At 61.7% G+C, this 15,972-nt stretch carries 18 protein-coding genes and 1 pseudogene; 9 read left to right on the forward strand and 10 right to left on the reverse strand.

Translation table 11 applies throughout. The features are described 5' to 3' along the window. Positions 1-44: 44 nt before the first annotated feature. From cysQ to NMD14_03570, 6 genes are all read right to left on the reverse strand, one after another. The gene (cysQ, locus tag NMD14_03545; protein ID XEI33518.1) at positions 45-857 is read right to left on the reverse strand and encodes a 3'(2'),5'-bisphosphate nucleotidase CysQ; all 813 of its coding nucleotides are present in this window, start codon (positions 855-857) and stop codon (positions 45-47) included. Positions 858-898: 41 nt separating this feature from the next. Further along, positions 899-1,507 (reverse strand): ADP compounds hydrolase NudE, encoded by a 609-nt coding sequence (gene nudE, locus NMD14_03550; GenBank protein ID XEI33519.1) that lies wholly within the window; start codon positions 1,505-1,507, stop codon positions 899-901. Positions 1,508-1,905: 398 nt separating this feature from the next. Then, complete coding sequence (locus NMD14_03555; protein XEI33520.1) at positions 1,906-2,118, reverse strand: hypothetical protein; 213 nt, start codon at positions 2,116-2,118, stop codon at positions 1,906-1,908. A 114-nt stretch (positions 2,119-2,232) separates the two neighbouring features. Continuing rightward, positions 2,233-2,571, reverse strand: coding sequence for a DUF1294 domain-containing protein (locus NMD14_03560; GenBank protein ID XEI33521.1), 339 nt, complete (start codon positions 2,569-2,571; stop codon positions 2,233-2,235). After that, positions 2,568-3,158 (reverse strand): sugar O-acetyltransferase, encoded by a 591-nt coding sequence (locus NMD14_03565; protein XEI33522.1) that lies wholly within the window; start codon positions 3,156-3,158, stop codon positions 2,568-2,570. The genes NMD14_03560 and NMD14_03565 overlap by 4 nt, the downstream gene beginning before the upstream one ends. An 86-nt stretch (positions 3,159-3,244) precedes the next feature. After that, positions 3,245-4,507: a DUF4010 domain-containing protein gene (locus NMD14_03570; GenBank protein ID XEI33523.1), complete on the reverse strand. Its 1,263-nt coding sequence runs from the start codon at positions 4,505-4,507 to the stop codon at positions 3,245-3,247. A 217-nt stretch (positions 4,508-4,724) separates the two neighbouring features. Here NMD14_03570 and NMD14_03575 point away from each other — a divergent pair, with 217 nt between their 5' ends. From NMD14_03575 to cbl, 6 genes are all read left to right on the forward strand, one after another. Continuing rightward, positions 4,725-5,726 (forward strand): sulfate ABC transporter substrate-binding protein, encoded by a 1,002-nt coding sequence (locus NMD14_03575; GenBank protein XEI33524.1) that lies wholly within the window; start codon positions 4,725-4,727, stop codon positions 5,724-5,726. A gap of 56 nt (positions 5,727-5,782) precedes the next feature. Next, the gene (locus NMD14_03580; protein XEI33525.1) at positions 5,783-6,358 is read left to right on the forward strand and encodes an alpha/beta hydrolase; all 576 of its coding nucleotides are present in this window, start codon (positions 5,783-5,785) and stop codon (positions 6,356-6,358) included. Between the two features lie 271 nt (positions 6,359-6,629). Then, positions 6,630-7,469: a sulfate ABC transporter permease subunit CysT gene (gene cysT, locus NMD14_03585; GenBank protein XEI33526.1), complete on the forward strand. Its 840-nt coding sequence runs from the start codon at positions 6,630-6,632 to the stop codon at positions 7,467-7,469. Beyond that, positions 7,466-8,356, forward strand: coding sequence for a sulfate ABC transporter permease subunit CysW (cysW, locus tag NMD14_03590; protein XEI33527.1), 891 nt, complete (start codon positions 7,466-7,468; stop codon positions 8,354-8,356). Before cysT ends, cysW begins: the two co-directional genes overlap by 4 nt. A 22-nt stretch (positions 8,357-8,378) precedes the next feature. After that, positions 8,379-9,446 (forward strand): sulfate ABC transporter ATP-binding protein, encoded by a 1,068-nt coding sequence (locus NMD14_03595; protein XEI33528.1) that lies wholly within the window; start codon positions 8,379-8,381, stop codon positions 9,444-9,446. Between the two features lie 122 nt (positions 9,447-9,568). Further along, positions 9,569-10,516, forward strand: coding sequence for an HTH-type transcriptional regulator Cbl (cbl, locus tag NMD14_03600; GenBank protein ID XEI33529.1), 948 nt, complete (start codon positions 9,569-9,571; stop codon positions 10,514-10,516). Between the two features lie 64 nt (positions 10,517-10,580). Here the strand turns inward: cbl and NMD14_03605 are convergent. Continuing rightward, positions 10,581-10,769, reverse strand: a pseudogene (locus NMD14_03605) (N-acetylglucosamine-binding protein GbpA). Next, on the reverse strand, positions 10,747-10,989 hold the full coding sequence (locus tag NMD14_03610) for a hypothetical protein (protein XEI33530.1): 243 nt from the start codon (positions 10,987-10,989) through the stop codon (positions 10,747-10,749). The pseudogene NMD14_03605 and the gene NMD14_03610 overlap by 23 nt, the downstream one beginning before the upstream one ends. Before the next feature lie 98 nt (positions 10,990-11,087). Here NMD14_03610 and NMD14_03615 point away from each other — a divergent pair, with 98 nt between their 5' ends. Next, positions 11,088-12,953: a M3 family metallopeptidase gene (locus NMD14_03615; protein ID XEI33531.1), complete on the forward strand. Its 1,866-nt coding sequence runs from the start codon at positions 11,088-11,090 to the stop codon at positions 12,951-12,953. Positions 12,954-13,034: 81 nt separating this feature from the next. Here the strand turns inward: NMD14_03615 and NMD14_03620 are convergent, their stop codons facing one another. Then, positions 13,035-13,271, reverse strand: coding sequence for a hypothetical protein (locus NMD14_03620; GenBank protein ID XEI33532.1), 237 nt, complete (start codon positions 13,269-13,271; stop codon positions 13,035-13,037). A gap of 306 nt (positions 13,272-13,577) precedes the next feature. On the opposite strand from NMD14_03620, the gene NMD14_03625 reads away from it, so the two are divergent. Continuing rightward, positions 13,578-14,882: a ferric reductase-like transmembrane domain-containing protein gene (locus NMD14_03625; protein ID XEI33533.1), complete on the forward strand. Its 1,305-nt coding sequence runs from the start codon at positions 13,578-13,580 to the stop codon at positions 14,880-14,882. Between the two features lie 12 nt (positions 14,883-14,894). Here the strand turns inward: NMD14_03625 and NMD14_03630 are convergent, their stop codons facing one another. Continuing rightward, positions 14,895-15,041: a hypothetical protein gene (locus tag NMD14_03630; GenBank protein ID XEI33534.1), complete on the reverse strand. Its 147-nt coding sequence runs from the start codon at positions 15,039-15,041 to the stop codon at positions 14,895-14,897. Positions 15,042-15,337: 296 nt separating this feature from the next. On the opposite strand from NMD14_03630, the gene NMD14_03635 reads away from it, so the two are divergent. Beyond that, positions 15,338-15,817 (forward strand): L,D-transpeptidase family protein, encoded by a 480-nt coding sequence (locus tag NMD14_03635; protein XEI33535.1) that lies wholly within the window; start codon positions 15,338-15,340, stop codon positions 15,815-15,817. Positions 15,818-15,972 lie beyond the last annotated feature (155 nt).

Raw genomic sequence — 15,972 nt, forward strand, 5'->3', positions numbered from 1 at the left:
CAATGCACAAGAGGCGACCCACGGGTCGCCTCTTGTCGTTTCGCCTAGCGGGTCAGAATGCTACCCCAGGCGAGATCCGGATCCCCCATCACGATAAAGTCTGGGTTCTCCAGCGACTCGGTTTCGTTGTAACTGAGCGGCTGCAACGCCAGGCTGAGGATACGGCCACCGGCCGCCTCGACGATGCACTGGGCGGCGGCGGTGTCCCACTCGCCGGTGGGGCCGAGCCGCACGTAGCAATCGGCCGCCCCTTCCGCCACCAGACAGGATTTGAGGGAGCTGGAACCGAGCGGGATCAGCTCGTAGTTGATGGCCGGGTTGAGACGGCGGGTGAGGTTATCCAGCTTCTGGCGGCGGCTGATGGCCACCACCAGCGAGTCGGGCTGGTTGTGCTCATGGTGTATGGCACTGATGGGCAGCACCTCGCCATTCACCTCCTTGAAGGCGCCGTAGCCGCGCACCGCCCAGTAGAGCACGTCAGATTCGGGGGCATAGATGACCCCGAGCACCGGTACATTGTCCCGCACCAGCGCGATCAGGGTGGCGAAGTCGCCGCTGCCCGCGATGAATTCGCCAGTGCCGTCGAGGGGATCCACCAGCCAGTACTGCCGCCAGTTGGATCGTTGGCTGAAGGGGATGTCGGCCGCCTCTTCGGTCAGCACCGGCACATGGGGGGTGAGCGCCGAGAGCGCCTGTTTGAGGTAGGCATCGGCAGCAAGATCGGCACTGGTGACCGGGGTCGCATCCTCCTTCAGCTGACGCTCGAACTGACCGCCGTGATAGATTTCGTGAAGGATACGTCCCGCTTCGCGGGCGATCTCCTTGACCCCTGGCACCCAGGCCAACAACTCCTGCATCTTGTTATCCTCTGTTTTTATTGCCTTTGCCCACGTTCGGGCTAGTTTTCCTGCTCCGCCAGCCACTTCTGAGCCAGCAGCAGAGCACTGATGCTGCGCGACTCGGTGAAGTCGGAACGCGCCAGCAATTCGTCGAGCCGGTTGAGGGGCCAGGGGATCACCTCGAGGGGCTCTGGCTCGTCGCCGATCCGCTGCTCGGGGAAGAGATCCCGGGCCAGCAAAATATCCATCCGGCTGGAGAAGTAACCGGGCGCCAGCGACACCTGCTTGAGCAGGGTCAGGCTGTTGGCGCCAAAGCCCGCTTCCTCCATCAGCTCCCGGTTGCCCGCCTCGAAGGCATTCTCGCCCGGGTCGATCAGCCCCTTGGGAAAGCCCAGCTCGTAGGAGTGGGTGCCCGCCGCGTATTCGCGCACCAGCAGCATGGTGTGGGCATCGAACAGCGGCACCACCATGACGGCGCCCCGGTTGCCACCGCGCATCCGCTCGTAGACCCGTTCTTCGCCGTTGGAGAATTTGAGGTGTAGCGATTCCACCTTGAACAGTCGGCTCTCGGCGACGATGTCGGCCTTGAGGATCTCCGGCTTGCTCTTGGGGTGATCCAGTTGGTCGGCAGAGATGTGCTCGGGTTTGCTCTTGTGGGGGTCGCTCATCGGACGCTGGCTGCTCGTTAAAAAATCGTGCTTCAAGAGTAAACGACTCTCACACCGAACACCACGGGCCAGGGAGGGCAAAGGGGGAGGAAAAATCCGCTATATTGCCGCCCCGTTTTTCGTTGTTCGTTGTTCGTGACCCGTACAAGAGGCCCAATGCCACACACCCGCGCCACCAGCTTGGCCTGGCAGCCGCTCGTCATCTGAATCTGTTCAAACGAGAGAGGGCTGCATCATGCAGCCCTCTCAGATTGCTGACAAAGCCAAAATCGTCATCGTAACGCATTGATTTTACTTGATGAGAAAACCCTGTTTTTCTGAAATTAGGGGGTTTTTCAATAGTCTGAGAGGGCTGCATCATGCAGCCCTCTCTGTATCTGAAATCTGGCGGTGGAACATCACAGCTCCCGAAACGGTCGCCGCTTCTCCTCTTCGATGACGATCGCCTCCAGATTGGCGACCCGCTCCTGCAGCTCCCTGATGACTATATCCTGCCTGCCGAGGCGGTCGGTGATGCGGGCATCCCCCATCTGATAGCGGGCCCGCTTGCCGAGATATCCGAACAATACGCTGATAAATACGATCAGGACTATGCCTGTCCACATGGTCATGTCACGACTCCTTGTCGTCTATAAACGGCGAAAACGCTGATGAGGTTTGCTCTGTTTTCTCATAGCCGCCAATTGGCCGCAATGGGGCCCGTTTTGCCTTTGTGATGCAGTTGGCTATTGCTGCCACAGTGGTCGTCCGACCCAGAGCGCCCACAGGGTCAGGTGCAGCAGCACGATAAACCAGAAGACCAGCCGATAGCTGCGCTTCTGGGTCTTGTGGCGCAGCCACTGGCGCGCCACCAGCGCTCCCGGCCAACCACCGCACAGCTCCAGCAGATGCAGGCGGGATTCGGGAATGCGCCACTGCCCGCGCACTGCCTGCCGCTTGTCCCAGGCGTAGGCGGCCACCGTCAGCAGGCTCATGGTGAGCAGCACGGCCAGCGGCCACCACTGCCGGCCGTCGAGGCCGAGCCAGAGGGCGGCGCCCAGTGGCAGCAGCGCCAGCGCCATCATTGGGCCAACTCCCAGCAGCGCTCCTCATCCTGCTTGAGGGTGCGGATCACCTTGGCCGGATTGCCCACCGCCACCGAGTCGGCCGGGATATCGCGCGTTACCACGGCGCCGGCGCCAATGATGGAGCGCGGCCCTATGGTGACGCCGGGGCAGATGATGGCGCCGCCACCAATCCAGCAGTCGTCACCGATCCGCACCGGCTTGTTGTAGGCGGTCCAGTTGCGCCGCTCCAGATAGTTCATGGTGTGGGTGGCGGTGTAGATCTGCACGTTGGGGGCCAGCAGCACATGGCTGCCGATGTGCACTTCGCCCACGTCGAGAATGGTGACATTGAAGTTGAAGAAGGTCTTCTCGCCGATATGGATGTTGCGGCCAAACTCGCAGGTAAACGGCGTGCTGATCCAGCAGGAGTCGGGGTAGTGGCCAAACAGCTCGCGGCAGATCTGCTGGCGCAGAGGGGCATCGCCCGCCGGTGAACCGTTGAGTTTGGCCAGCAGCGCTTGACCGCGGATCCGGTCGTTGGCTATCTCCTCGCTCTGGCTATCCAGCGCCCCGCCTGCCAGTACCTTGTCCCAGTCGCTCGCCATCGCTACCTCCTCATGCTGCAAGAGCAGGCAGTATACGTGACAAGCGGGAGGGGCGTCAGTCTGTCACTTATGGCAGGTGATCCCGGTCAACCTGCTGGCCAGATAAGGGGCAGGATCAGCAGAGCCGAGACGAAGTAGGGCAACAATACCCGCAGTCCCAGACTACGGCCGCCTATCACCAGCGCCAGCATCCCCTTCACCAGCGAGTTGACCAGTCCGGCCAGCAGGATGCCGCGAGCGGCCACCTCCAGCGCCAGCTCCTTGTGAGAGAGCTGGGAGAGCGACAGCGTGATGGCGTCCACGTCGGTGATGCCCGACACCAGCGCTAGTAGATAGACCCCGGAGTTGCCCACCTTGCTCTGCAGCAGAGTCGCCATAAAGCCGATCAGTGCCAGCAATAAGCCGAACTTGATGGCGGTGGCCAGATCGAGCGGGTTGCTGGTTTCCGGTTTTACCGGGCCGTCGGTCAGCTCCTCGCGCTGACGCCAGAACCAGAAGGCGAAGCCGTAGACGGTGGCGGCCAGCAGCAACAGGGGGGCGACGAGACGCATCGCCAGTTCGCTGTGAATGAGCAGCACCAGCACCAGCAGCCGCAACCACATGGTGGCTCCCGCCAGCAGGATGCCGGTGGCCAGCAGTCGCTCCAGTCCGCCCTGCTCCTTGTTGAGGCGTGCAAACTGCAATGTGAGGGCGGTGGAGGAGGCCAGTCCCGCCAGTATGCTGGTGAGCACCAGCCCGGCGCGGGTGCCGAGCAGCCGCACCGCGAAGTGGCCACAAAACGAGATGCCGGCAATCACCACCACCATCAACCAGATCTTGAAGGGGTTGAAGGCATCGAGGGGCCCCATCTCCTCGTTGGGCAGCACCGGCAGCAGCACCAGCGAGATAAGCAGAAAGCGCAGGGTGGCGTGAAACTCGGTTTCGCTCAGAAACAGCATCCCCTGCTGGATCTGCCCCTTCAAGCCCATCAACAGGGCGGCCAACACGGCGCAGGCGACCGCCTCGCTCGGGCTCAGCAGTACCGACATCAGCCCCAGCAAATAGGTGAGCAGCATGGCTACCGAGCTGGTGAGGCCGAACTCCCCTTGCCAGCGTTGGGCCAGCCAGACCGAGAGGCCGCAGCCGGTCACCACCGCCAGCAGGCCGAGCAGCGGCAGCCAGGGTCCCAGGGTGGGCAGCAGCAAACCGCACACCCCGCCGAGCAGGCCGATAAGGCCGTAGGTACGCATCCCGGCGATGCGCTGGTTATCCCCCAGCTGGCGCACCTGCCAACCCCGCTCCAGTCCAATGATGAGGCCGATGGCCAGCGAGACCAGGGCACCGTTGACCGGTTCTGCATTGATCCACATAACGACTTCCTTTTCGTCATCTGCCTGCCTTGTTCCCATGATGGCACAGCGAGCAAGGGGCCAGAGGGGCATGGCTCACAGAGTTTGCGTCCGGCTCCCGGTGCGGGTGGCTGAGTTGATATGAGCAAAAGAGATAAGCAAAGAGTTATTTCTTTCTTCTGGGCATAACAACTCCACGGCATGCTGTTCTCAACCCAACAAGATATGGAGTATCACCATGAAACTGCGAATGACCGCCCTGACCCTGCTCTCTCTGCTGGCATTTGGTCAGGCCAATGCCGCCGAGATCCGTCTGCTCAACGTCTCTTACGATCCGACCCGCGAGCTGTTTCAGGAGTACAACGCCGCCTTTGCCAAGGAGTGGAAGGCCAAAACCGGCGACGACGTGGTGGTGAGCCAGTCTCACGGTGGCTCCGGCAAGCAGGCCCGCGCTGTGGTGGATGGACTGGAGGCCGACGTGGTATCGCTGGCGCTGGCCTACGATGTCAACGCCATCGCCAAGGAGGGGCTGACCGCTGCCGACTGGCAGAGCCGCCTCGGCAACAACGCCTCGCCCTATACCTCCACCATTGTCTTCCTGGTGCGCAAGGGCAATCCCAAGCAGATCAAGGATTGGGATGATCTGGTGCGCAAGGATGTCGCCATCGTGACTCCCAACCCCAAGACCTCCGGCGGGGCACGCTGGAACTATCTGGCCGCCTGGGGCTATGCCCTGAAGAAGAGCGGCAGTGAAGAGGGGGCCAAGCAGTTTGTCGGCGATCTCTTCAAGAACGTGAAGGTGCTGGACTCAGGCGCCCGCGGTGCCACCACCAGCTTTACCGAGCGCGGTCTCGGTGACGTGCTGCTGGCGTGGGAGAACGAAGCCCTGCTGGTGCTTGGTCAGGCGGGGGCCAGCGACAAGTTCGAGCTGGTGGTGCCTTCGGTCTCCATTCTGGCGGAGCCGCCGGTCGCGGTGGTGGACAAGGTGGCCAAGAAGCACGGTACCGAAGCGGTGGCCAAGGCCTATCTCGATTATCTCTACTCTGACGAGGGGCAGCATATCGTCGCCAAACATCACTATCGCCCCAGCAACCCGGCGATCCTGAAGGAGACGGCAGCCCAGTTCCCGCAGCTTGCCTTCTTTACCGTCAAGGATCTGGAAGGGGATTGGGAGAAAGCCCAGAAGAAACACTTCGCCCAGGGCGGTCTGTTTGACCAGATCTATCAGCCGGGTCGTTGATAGTTTCGTTATCCATCACTGAACTGGCCCCTGTGCCAGCCGATAGGAGCACCAAGATGAACAAGATCCTCCTGGTTCCCGGTCTGCACAACAGTGGGCCGGATCACTGGCAGAGCCGCTGGCACGATCATTTTCCCCAATGGCAGCGGATGACCGGGCTACCGTGGGACAAGCCGGACCTCAGGGTCTGGAGTGCCAAGCTGGCGAGCAAGCTGAAGAGTCGCCGCAGCCGGGTCCATCTGGTGGCCCACTCTTTCGGCGCCCTGACCGCCATCGCGGCGGCCCGCTTGCAGCCGGAGAAGGTGGCCTCGATCTTTCTGGTGGCGCCCGCCGATCCCGCCCATTTTGGCATTGCGGATGAGGCCTTGGCCGGGCCGCTGCAGGTATCGGCCCAGCTGGTGGCCAGCCGCAACGATCCCTGGATGAGCTTCGAGCGAGCCGAATACTGGAGTCGCCAGTGGCAGGTACCGCTGTTCGATGCCGGTGAGGCGGGCCATATCAATGCCCAGTCAGGTCATGGGGACTGGCATCAGGGGCTGCATTTGCTGGGGGCTCTCTATCGCCGTGGTGAGCTGGTGGTGGCTCCGGTCAAGGCCTCATCGCCCCGGCCGGTCGTACTGGGCTTTCGCTAGGTATCTGTGAAGTGGTTGGAGGGTTGGCGGGCGCGCTGTTCGCTGGCTACTCCATGCCCCCGTTCTTTGAATGCTCCGCTCCGTATTGCTCCATTTCTTAGGTCTTTTATTTATATAAAAGACCTTTTTTTATTTGGATCGCTCTAAAAGCCTTGTCCCACCGTTGTTAGATAAAAAAGTAATTAGCAAAGTCGCAAATGGTGTTTGTTGCCGATGAGGGGAGTGAGCAGAATCACCATATCGAAAATTCTTCATAACAGATGGATGTGTTATGCGATTTGGTTCTTATTCTGTCCTGCCCGGTTTTGGCCCCACCTTGGGGTTCAGCCTGCTCTATCTGGGCCTGCTGGTGCTGTTGCCGCTCTCGGCCCTGGTGCTGTTTGCGATCAACAACCTGACCGCCGCCGAGTTCTGGCAGGTGATCGGTTCACCCCGGGTGCTCGCCTCCTTTCGCCTGAGCTTCGGTGCGGCCTTTGTCGCGGCGCTGCTCAACAGCCTGTTTGGCCTGATCCTGGCCTGGATCCTGGTGCGTTACACCTTCCCCGGTCGTCGTCTGGTGGATGCGCTGATCGACCTGCCATTTGCCATGCCGACCGCTGTATCCGGCATCGCCCTGTGCGCCATCTTCGCCCCCAACGGCTGGATCGGCCAGTTGCTGGCGCCGCTCGGCATCCAGCTCGCCTATAACCCCATTGGGGTGGTCATCGCACTCACCTTTATCGGATTGCCGTTTGTGGTGCGTACCCTGCAGCCGGTGCTGCGGGAGGCTGAAACCGAGCAAGAGGAGGCGGCCGCCAGCCTCGGCGCCGATCGCTGGCAGACCTTTCTGCGAGTGCTCTGGCCCACCCTGGTGCCTGCACTGCTGACCGGTTTTGCGCTGGCGTTTGCCCGCGGGGTGGGGGAGTACGGCTCCGTCATCTTTATCGCCGGCAACCTGCCGATGGTCTCGGAAATCGCGCCGCTGATGATCATGAGCCACCTGGAGGAGTACGACTATGCCGGCGCCTCTGCCATCGCCGTGGTGATGCTGCTGATTTCGTTCATTTTGTTACTGCTAATCAACAAGTTGCAGGCCTGGAGCTGGTCTCGCATCGGAGGGAGCCGGATATGAGTTCATCTGCTATCGCCATTGAGGCGGCCTCTGTGGAGGCGACCCCTGCTCGCAAGGCACCGGTCGTGATCCGTGAACCCCAGTGGGTCAAGTGGCTGCTCATCACGGTCGGTTTGGGCTGGTTTGCCGCCCTGTTGCTGCTGCCGTTGGCCACCGTCTTTATTCAGGCGCTGAGCCCCGGGCTAGCCTTCTTCTGGCACGCTATCAGCGAGCCGGATGCCCTGAGCGCCCTCGGTCTGACCGCGTTGGTGACCCTCTGCGCCGTTCCACTCAATCTGCTGTTCGGGATCGCGGCGGCCTGGGCTATCGCCCGTTTCCGCTTCCACGGTCGGCAGCTGCTCATCACCATCATCGATCTGCCCTTCTCGGTGTCGCCGGTGATCGCCGGTCTGATGCTGGTGTTGATGTTCGGCAGCCGCGGCTGGTTTGGTGACTGGCTGAGCGAGCACGACATCAAGATCATCTTCGCCACCCCGGGGATCATCCTGGCCACCACCTTCATTACCGTGCCCTTCGTGGTGCGCGAACTGCTGCCCCAGATGGAGGCGCGCGGCCCGGAAGAGGAAGAAGCCGCCATCATGCTGGGGGCTAGCGGTCTGCAGATGTTCTGGCGCGTCACCCTGCCCGGCATTCGCTGGAGCCTGATGTACGGCCTGCTGCTCTGTACCGCCCGCGCGGTCGGGGAGTTTGGCGCGGTGTCGGTGGTCTCCGGCCATATTCGCGGCCAGACCAATACCCTGCCGCTGCATATCGAGATCCTCTACAACGAGTACCAGACCGGCGCCGCCTTTGCGGTGGCAAGCCTCTTGGCTCTGTTCGGGATCTTTACCCTGCTGGGTGAAACCCTGTTGGCCCGGCTGCGTGCCCAGCCCACCAAATCTCACTGATCACCGTTTTAAAGAGGCAGCCATGAGCATTCAGGTTCAACAACTCAACAAGCATTTCAATCAGTACGCGGCGCTGGCAGACATCAACCTCGACTTTCACGACGGTGAGCTGGTGGCGCTGCTCGGCCCCTCCGGCTGTGGCAAGACCACTCTGCTGCGGATCATCGCCGGGCTGGAGCAGGCCGACTCTGGCCACGTCATCATCCGTGGCGAGGATGCCTCGGATCTCCATGTGCGCGAGCGCAACGTCGGCTTCGTGTTCCAGCACTATGCCCTGTTTCGCCATATGACGGTGTTTGAGAACGTGGCGTTTGGCCTTAGAGTCAAACCGCGCAGCGAGCGCCCGGCCGAGGCGGCCATTCGCGCCCGGGTCAAGGAGCTGCTGGATCTGGTGCAGCTCAGCCATGTGGCCGAGCGCTATCCGACCCAGCTCTCCGGCGGTCAGCGTCAGCGGGTCGCGCTGGCTCGCGCGCTGGCGGTGCAGCCCAAGGTACTGCTCTTGGATGAGCCCTTCGGTGCCCTCGATGCGCAGGTGCGCAAGGAGCTGCGTCGCTGGCTGCGCGAGCTGCACGACGAGCTGCACGTCACCAGTCTGTTCGTGACTCACGATCAGGAAGAGGCGCTGGAGGTAGCGGATCGGGTGGTGCTGATGAATGCCGGACGGGTCGAGCAGATCGGCACCCCGGCCGAGGTCTACGACCAGCCCGCCAGCTCCTTCGTCCACAGCTTCCTCGGCAGTGTGAACCAGTTCCGCGGTCGGGTGGCGGAGCAGGGATTCGGTGTCGGCGAGCAGCTGCTCGGCGGGCCGTCGGCTTCCCATCTGGCTCACGGCAGTGCCGCCATCGCCTATGTCCGCCCCCATGAACTGGAGATCTTGCCAGCCGATGCGCCGGGCGGGATCCGCGCCACCATTACCCGTCTGCTGCCCATGGGGCCACGCATTCGGGTGGAGCTGCGTGGTGACGGTGAGACCAAAGGGGCTCACTATGAGGCGGAGCTGAGCAAGGAGGCGGCCAAGCTGTTTGCCCCGGGTCAGGGGGTGAAGCTGGTGGCCAGACAGGCGCAGTTCTATCCCGACTATCAGATTTGATGCTGTGTTGCGGGCGGTGTGGCCGCCCGGTTCAGGCTGTCAGCCGGGCATGATCCGGCCAAATAACAAAAATGAGAGGGGCGAGCAGATTGTGTCGCCCACTCTTCGCAGGAGGCGACAAGGTGAATTTCCAGCAGTTACGTATTATCCGGGAGGCAGCGCGGCGGGATTACAACCTGACCGAGGTGGCCAACGCCCTTTTTACCTCGCAATCCGGGGTGAGTCGCCATATCCGCGAGCTGGAAGAGGAGCTCGGTATCGAGCTCTTTATCCGCTACGGTAAGCGGCTGCTCGGTATGACCGAGCCAGGCAAGGAGCTGCTGGTGATTGCCGAGCGCATTCTCAATGACGCCAACAACATCCGCAAACTGGCCAGCACCTTTGCCAACCGCGACTCGGGCCGCTTGCTGGTGGCGACCACCCATACCCAGGCCCGCTATGCCCTGCCGCGGGTGGTGAAGGCGTTTCGCGAGCAGTTTCCGCTGGTGCAGCTGGAGCTGCGTCAGGGCAGCCCGGAGGAGATAGTGCGGCTGGTGCAGACCGGCGAGGTGGATATCGGCATCAGCAGCGAGCAGCTAGACAAAAGCGAAGGGGTGGTGGCATTCCCCTACTACCGCTGGCACCACAATATCGTGGTGCCCGAGCAACATCCGTTGGCAGGCGAGCGGGATCTGACGCTGGCGGCGCTGGCCAACTGGCCTATCGTCACCTATCAAGCCGGGTTGACCGGGCGGGTGCGGGTGGATGAAGCCTTTGCTGCGGCTGGCATCGAGCCGCAGATCCTGCTGACGGCGCAGGACTCCGATGTCATCAAGACCTATGTCGAGCTGGAGATGGGGGTCGGCATACTGGCCGACATGGCGTTCGACACCCAGCGCGATCAGGGGCTGGTGCAGCTCGATGGCAGCCATCTGTTTGCCCCCCACACCGCCTGGATTGGCCTCAAGCAGGGGCAGTTCCAGCACAACTTTGCCTGGCAGTTTATCCAGCTCTGCAACCCTGAGCTGGCGCTGGCGGATATTCAGGCCCGCGCCATGGGCAGCGAGCCGGGGATCGACTTCCAGATTTGAGCCGGCGAGGGATGCAAAAAGAGGATCCAGGGAGGGATTGATGGTACCGCGCTGGCTCTGCTCAGCGGTCGCGTGTCTGGGTGCTCAGTTTGCACCAGCGCGGGCTGCCAACCGAGGCGATCTGTCCATCCAGCGGGCCGGATTGCAGGATGCCTGATGGTCCTTCCACGCTCAGACGTTCCCATTGCACGCCACCACACTGGGCATTTTTGCCCGACTGGCACAGCTAGTTACGGCCATCCGGTTGGCTGATACTGCGTTGATCCGCGGCTCACGGTGATATCACCGAGCTGGAACATGATTAAATCCTCATTATCCCGTTTATGGTGGCTCTCTACCGCTACAACAAGTTTATTGAAGTTAATAATCCATTTACTTGCACTCCCTTTCTGACCTATCTCAAATGCGTGTTTTAACAACAGCATAGCCAGCAGACAGTACGCCCCATTTTTTGGTAGCGTGTTGATGCGCATCCCTGCGCAACTTTTGCCAAAGAGTGTCAATGGTTTGGCATTTCATCAAAAAAAGGAGTGGGCCCCGCTGCGGGTGATCCCATCACAAGAGGGAATTTATGAGTTCCATTGCCAGGAATTACTTCAACCAGCTCAACGCCGACTACCTGCAGGTACACAGGCGCAAGGAGGATCTGTTCTGGTCCACCTATATGGGCACCAGCGACGATCAGGCCGGCTTCACCGCGGCCGAGCAGGCCTACAAGGCCTTTTGTGCCAATCCGGCCCGTCTGCCCGCGTTGCGGGAGATGCTGGCGCAGGCCGCAGAGGATGATCTCAAGCGCGGTCTGCAAGGCTGGATCGCCTTCTTCGAATGCAATGTCATCGAGGATCCGGCCGCCGCCGCCCTGATGGATGAGCTGGTGGCAGCCGAGGCTGATCTGTTCGCCCGCCGCAAGGGGCTGAAACTGACTCTGCTGGATGAGCAAGGCCAGCAGGTCGCAGGCAGCTTGCCTGCCGCCAGTACCTCGCTCGCCGCCAGCCCGAACGAGGCGGTGCGCCAGAGCGCGCTCGCCATGTTCCACACCCTGGAGCAGTGGGTGGTCGGCAACGGTTTTCTCGAGGTGGTGGCGATCCGCAACCGCTTTGCCCGCGCCATGGGCTATCGCGACTACTTCGACTACAAGGTGCGCAAGAACGAGCAGATGAGCCCGGAGCAGCTGTTCACCATCCTCGACGACTTTATTGCCCGCACCGACGCCCGGCTGCAGCAGAGTCTGGCCGAGCTGAAGGCCGCCAAGGGTGAGGCGGCGCTGCTGCCCCACAACCTGCGCTACGCCATCAGTGGCGATGTGACCCGTCAGCTCGACCCTTATGTGCCCTTCTCGCGGGCGCTGAAGGATTGGGTCGAGAGCTTCCGCCGTCTCGGCATCCAGTATCGCGGCGCGACTCTGACGCTGGACTTGCTGACCCGGGAGGGGAAATACGAGAACGGCTTCTGCCACGGCCCGGTGCCGAGCTTCTTCCAGCAGGGTGAGTGGATACCGGCGGTGGTCAATTTCACCAGCCTGGCCGATCCGGCGCAGGTGGGCAGCGGCTGGAACGGCCTCAATACCCTGTTCCACGAGGGGGGCCACGCGGCGCACTTTGCCAATGTCACCGGCAACGCCCCCTGCTTCTCACAGGAGTTTCCGCCTACCTCCATGGCCTATGCCGAGACTCAGTCGATGTTCTGCGACAGCCTGCTGGACGATGCCGACTGGCTCAAACGTTACGCCAGAAATGCGGCGGGAGAGGCAGTTCCCGATGCCCTCATCAAGGAGATGATCGCCGCACGCCAGCCGTTTCGGGCCTTCAACGAGCGCCAGATTGCGCTGGTGGCCTATTTCGAGCGGGATCTCTACGCCATGGCAGAGAGCGAGCGTACTCCCGAAGCTGTGCTGGCGCTGGCCCGCCAGTGGGAGCGTCAGATTGTCGGGGTAGAGAGCCCACGCCCGCTGCTGGCCATTCCGCACCTCCTTAATCAGGAGTCGGCCTGTGCCTATCACGGCTACCTGCTGGCGCTGATGGCGGTGGAGCAGACCCGCGCCTTTTTCCTGAAACGGGATGGCTACCTCACCGACAACCCGCGTATCGGGCCGGATCTGGCCGCCCACTACTGGGGGCCGGGCAACGGCATGACTCACGATGAGACCCTGCGCAGCCTGACTGGCGAGGGGTTTAGCGCGGTGCCGCTGGCCGAGGCATGCAACCTAAGCGCCGCCGAAGCCTGGCAACAGGCGCAGGCCTGCATGGCTGCCGCGCAGCAGCGCCCCGCGGCGGGTGAGGGAAGCACGCTCGACGCCCATATTCGGGTGGTACACGGCGCCGAGCTTATCGCCGACAACCGCGAGTCGGAAACCCGTATGCTGGCAGACTTCGACGCGTGGATTACCCGGCGCTACTTTGCTGGAGACGTCAGAGAGACGCTGAGCCGCGTGCCGTAAATGATGTGATGGAGGCAGGCTTGTTCTGAATAGGCAATTGGCAGGAGGGGTGACCTTCCTGCCATTCTTTTTGTTCATTATTCACGATTCATCGATGACCTTATTTCCACAATTTTCACAGATGGCGTGGCGTTCAAAGCGATCCATGTTGGCCAGAAAGGGGCCGGCGGCCCAGCCGGTAATGAAGTCTTTGATAAAGGCTTTGCGCTTTTGCGCCGGTGTCAGCTGCTGGCCAAAGGATTTGTCGACCAGCACCACGACATGGTTGGTCTCGCGCTGACAGCTGGGGCTGACGCGTTTTTCGGTGGATGAAATCAAGGGGGCTCCTTGTCCGGAAGAGTGGGCTGCAGGTTTTCCACCGCAGATATGTAATGTCCCCATTTGATTCCTTTTTCTGGCAGGTCGTCAATCACAGCGGAGGTGGATTGTGCGCCATCCCCGATGAAGAGAGGCGTGCTAGCCTGCGTGATCACGAGGGGCCGTTCGGCCCCTCTGCTGTTGCCGTTTGTCACACATTGCCACACAAGCTTCCCCCTTTGGCAAAGTCTTGTGACCGGGCGGGTGTGTAATGGCGCCATGAGCGGGTAGATGAGACCCTGCAGCGATGGAACCAGGGAGCATGTTATGACGAGTAAACGGGTGTGGTGGCTGTTGCCGCTGCTGGCGGTCGGAGTCTGGTGGCTCGGTTATGCAGGGGACGCCAACGGGGTGTGGCCCTGGCGTCATGTGATGTTGCTGCTGACGGGCCTGCTGGGGCTGGCCTATATGGCGATTTCGCTGTTGCTGGCGTTGCGCCTGCCGCAGCTGGAGGTGTGGTGTGGTGGTCTGGACCGGATGTTGCGATTGCACCGCCAGACGGCCATCGGCGGCGCATTGGCACTGACCGCTCACTGGCTGCTGGTGGAGGCGCCCAAGTGGGCGGTCTCGGCGGGTTGGCTGAGCCGCCCCGCCCGACGTGGGGTCAGCGCTGCCGCAGCTGGGGCGGGAGCAGGCGCAGGTAATGGCGTCTCGCTCCATGCCCTTGGCAATAGCCTAGGGGAGTGGAGTTTCTATCTGCTGATCGCGCTGGTGGTTGTGAGCTTGCTGGCGCTGGTGAGTTATGGCCGTTTTCGACTGATCCACCGGCTGGCACCGCTTATCTATCTGGCGGGGTGGGGACACGGGCTCTGCCTGCTGCCTCAGGTGGGGGCCATGACACCAGTGGGGATCTCGATCTGGTTGATCGGTGGGCTAGGCGCTATCGGGGCCCTCTACTCCCTGCTGGGACAAGTGGGGGCGCGGAAGCGCCATCCCGGCCGGGTCGTTGCGGTACGGCCGCTGGCGGATCAGACCTGCGAGCTGACCATGCAGCTGGATCGACCGCTCGCCCATTACCGCCCGGGTCAGTTTGCCTTCTTCGAATTTGACGCCAAGGAGGGGCCGCATCCCTTTACCCTGGTGCGGGTGTCAGCGGATCGGCGCCAGCTGGTGATCGCGGTGCGGGCGCTCGGGGATCATACCCGTCAGCTGGTGGCAGAGGCGCGCACCGGGGATGAGGTGGTGGTGACCGGGCCCTATGGCGCTTTTGTCGCCCCGCAACGGGGAGGGCGAGCCCTCTGGCTGGGGGCCGGGATCGGTATCACGCCGTTTGTGGCCTGGCTGGAGGGGCTGGCTGCCCGTGGCGAGCGCGGCGAGGGGATCACCCTGATCCAGTGCGCGCCGGATCTGGCGGGGGCCGTTTACCACCAGCGGTTGGCCGAGCTCTGTCATCGCACCGGTGTGCGCTATCAGCTGCATCTGGACAAGGCGGCCGGGCGGCTGGATCTGGCCCGCATCGCGCAGGATGCACCTGAGCAGGTATGGTTTTGCGGGCCGGAGGGGATGGCAGATGCCCTGACCCGGTTGTTGCCGGACGGGCATCTGCATCGCGAACTGTTTCGCTTTCGTTGAGCCAGATGGGCGCTAATCGTGACTGGGGGCTGGCTGGCAACGGCTTGAGCGCGGCTTGTGCAGCCCCGGAGTCGGAATGCCGTCAGAGAGCCCCAGGCTCAGCTGGCGGTATTGCTGGCCATCGAACAGCCAGAGGCGGGTCAGCGAAGCGTTCGGCAAGCAGGCAGCGGCATGATGACATCCTGAATTCAGGTGCAATGGCGACCTATTTACCGCTCAGCAGCCTTATGGTCTGCCAGAAAATACAGCTATGTTTTTGTTCTAATTGTTAATTTCCCATGGCGGCGAGGGTTGTTCATAGGCGATTCACCGTTTATGGCCAAGATATGTTTCATTGGGTCTATTGAGTATTGATGGCGATCCCATATCATGGCGCTCGCTCGCCGCTCGGCGGGTATCGTTCAGATGATCTGGTAACAAGAAAAGCCCGCATCAGAGGCTTGTCGAGGGATGGAATGAGAGCCGTATTACTGTGTTTGTTGGGGCTTTGGCCCGCATTGAGTTTTGCCTTTACCGAAAAAGCCGATTTGGTGGTGGTCAAGAAGTCGACCTATAGCCTGACCCTGATGAAGGATGGCAAAGAACTGAAGCGCTACTGGATTGCTCTGGGCCCGGCGCCCAAGGGGCACAAGCAGCAGGAAGGGGATCAGCGTACGCCGGAAGGGCGCTACACCCTCGACTACAAGAAGACCAATTCCGGCTACTACAAAGCCATCCATATCAACTATCCGAACCTGGATGACATCAAGCGCGCCAATGAGCTGGGCGTTCATCCGGGTGGCATGATCATGATCCACGGCCAGCGCAACAGCATTGGCAACCGCAGGGTTCAGCCCTCCAACTGGACCAACGGCTGCATCGCCATGCTCAATCACGAGCTGGATGAGGTGTGGGATGCCATTGACCCGGGTACGCCCATCGTCATCGAGCCCTGATCCACGCAGCGGGTGCCTTGTCGGCAGACAAGGCACCCGTTCTGTTTGGGGTGTGATCCTCTCTCGCGGATGTCTTTTTGAGACATTCGCATTGTTGTGAATGTCACTTCAAAAAAAGCCTGCAAAAGGTGAGGATATGAGCTCTGTCCGTGAAG

Origin of the sequence: Aeromonas veronii (genome assembly GCA_041319085.1) — a bacterium.
In the GTDB taxonomy this organism is placed as follows: Bacteria; Pseudomonadota; Gammaproteobacteria; order Enterobacterales; family Aeromonadaceae; genus Aeromonas; species Aeromonas veronii_F.

Excerpts from the sequence above, each read along its gene's own strand:
- NMD14_03635 (XEI33535.1), top strand. The coding sequence starts at position 15,338 with ATGAGAGCCGTATTACTGTGTTTGTTGGGGCTTTGGCCCGCATTGAGT.
- NMD14_03615 (XEI33531.1), top strand. The coding sequence starts at position 11,088 with ATGAGTTCCATTGCCAGGAATTACTTCAACCAGCTCAACGCCGACTAC.
- NMD14_03575 (XEI33524.1), top strand. The coding sequence starts at position 4,725 with ATGAAACTGCGAATGACCGCCCTGACCCTGCTCTCTCTGCTGGCATTT.
- NMD14_03565 (XEI33522.1), bottom strand. The coding sequence starts at position 3,158 with ATGGCGAGCGACTGGGACAAGGTACTGGCAGGCGGGGCGCTGGATAGC.
- NMD14_03580 (XEI33525.1), top strand. The coding sequence starts at position 5,783 with ATGAACAAGATCCTCCTGGTTCCCGGTCTGCACAACAGTGGGCCGGAT.
- cysT (XEI33526.1), top strand. The coding sequence starts at position 6,630 with ATGCGATTTGGTTCTTATTCTGTCCTGCCCGGTTTTGGCCCCACCTTG.
- NMD14_03595 (XEI33528.1), top strand. The coding sequence starts at position 8,379 with ATGAGCATTCAGGTTCAACAACTCAACAAGCATTTCAATCAGTACGCG.
- cysW (XEI33527.1), top strand. The coding sequence starts at position 7,466 with ATGAGTTCATCTGCTATCGCCATTGAGGCGGCCTCTGTGGAGGCGACC.
- NMD14_03560 (XEI33521.1), bottom strand. The coding sequence starts at position 2,571 with ATGATGGCGCTGGCGCTGCTGCCACTGGGCGCCGCCCTCTGGCTCGGC.
- NMD14_03555 (XEI33520.1), bottom strand. The coding sequence starts at position 2,118 with ATGACCATGTGGACAGGCATAGTCCTGATCGTATTTATCAGCGTATTG.
- nudE (XEI33519.1), bottom strand. The coding sequence starts at position 1,507 with ATGAGCGACCCCCACAAGAGCAAACCCGAGCACATCTCTGCCGACCAA.
- NMD14_03625 (XEI33533.1), top strand. The coding sequence starts at position 13,578 with ATGACGAGTAAACGGGTGTGGTGGCTGTTGCCGCTGCTGGCGGTCGGA.
- NMD14_03610 (XEI33530.1), bottom strand. The coding sequence starts at position 10,989 with ATGCGCATCAACACGCTACCAAAAAATGGGGCGTACTGTCTGCTGGCT.
- NMD14_03570 (XEI33523.1), bottom strand. The coding sequence starts at position 4,507 with ATGTGGATCAATGCAGAACCGGTCAACGGTGCCCTGGTCTCGCTGGCC.
- cysQ (XEI33518.1), bottom strand. The coding sequence starts at position 857 with ATGCAGGAGTTGTTGGCCTGGGTGCCAGGGGTCAAGGAGATCGCCCGC.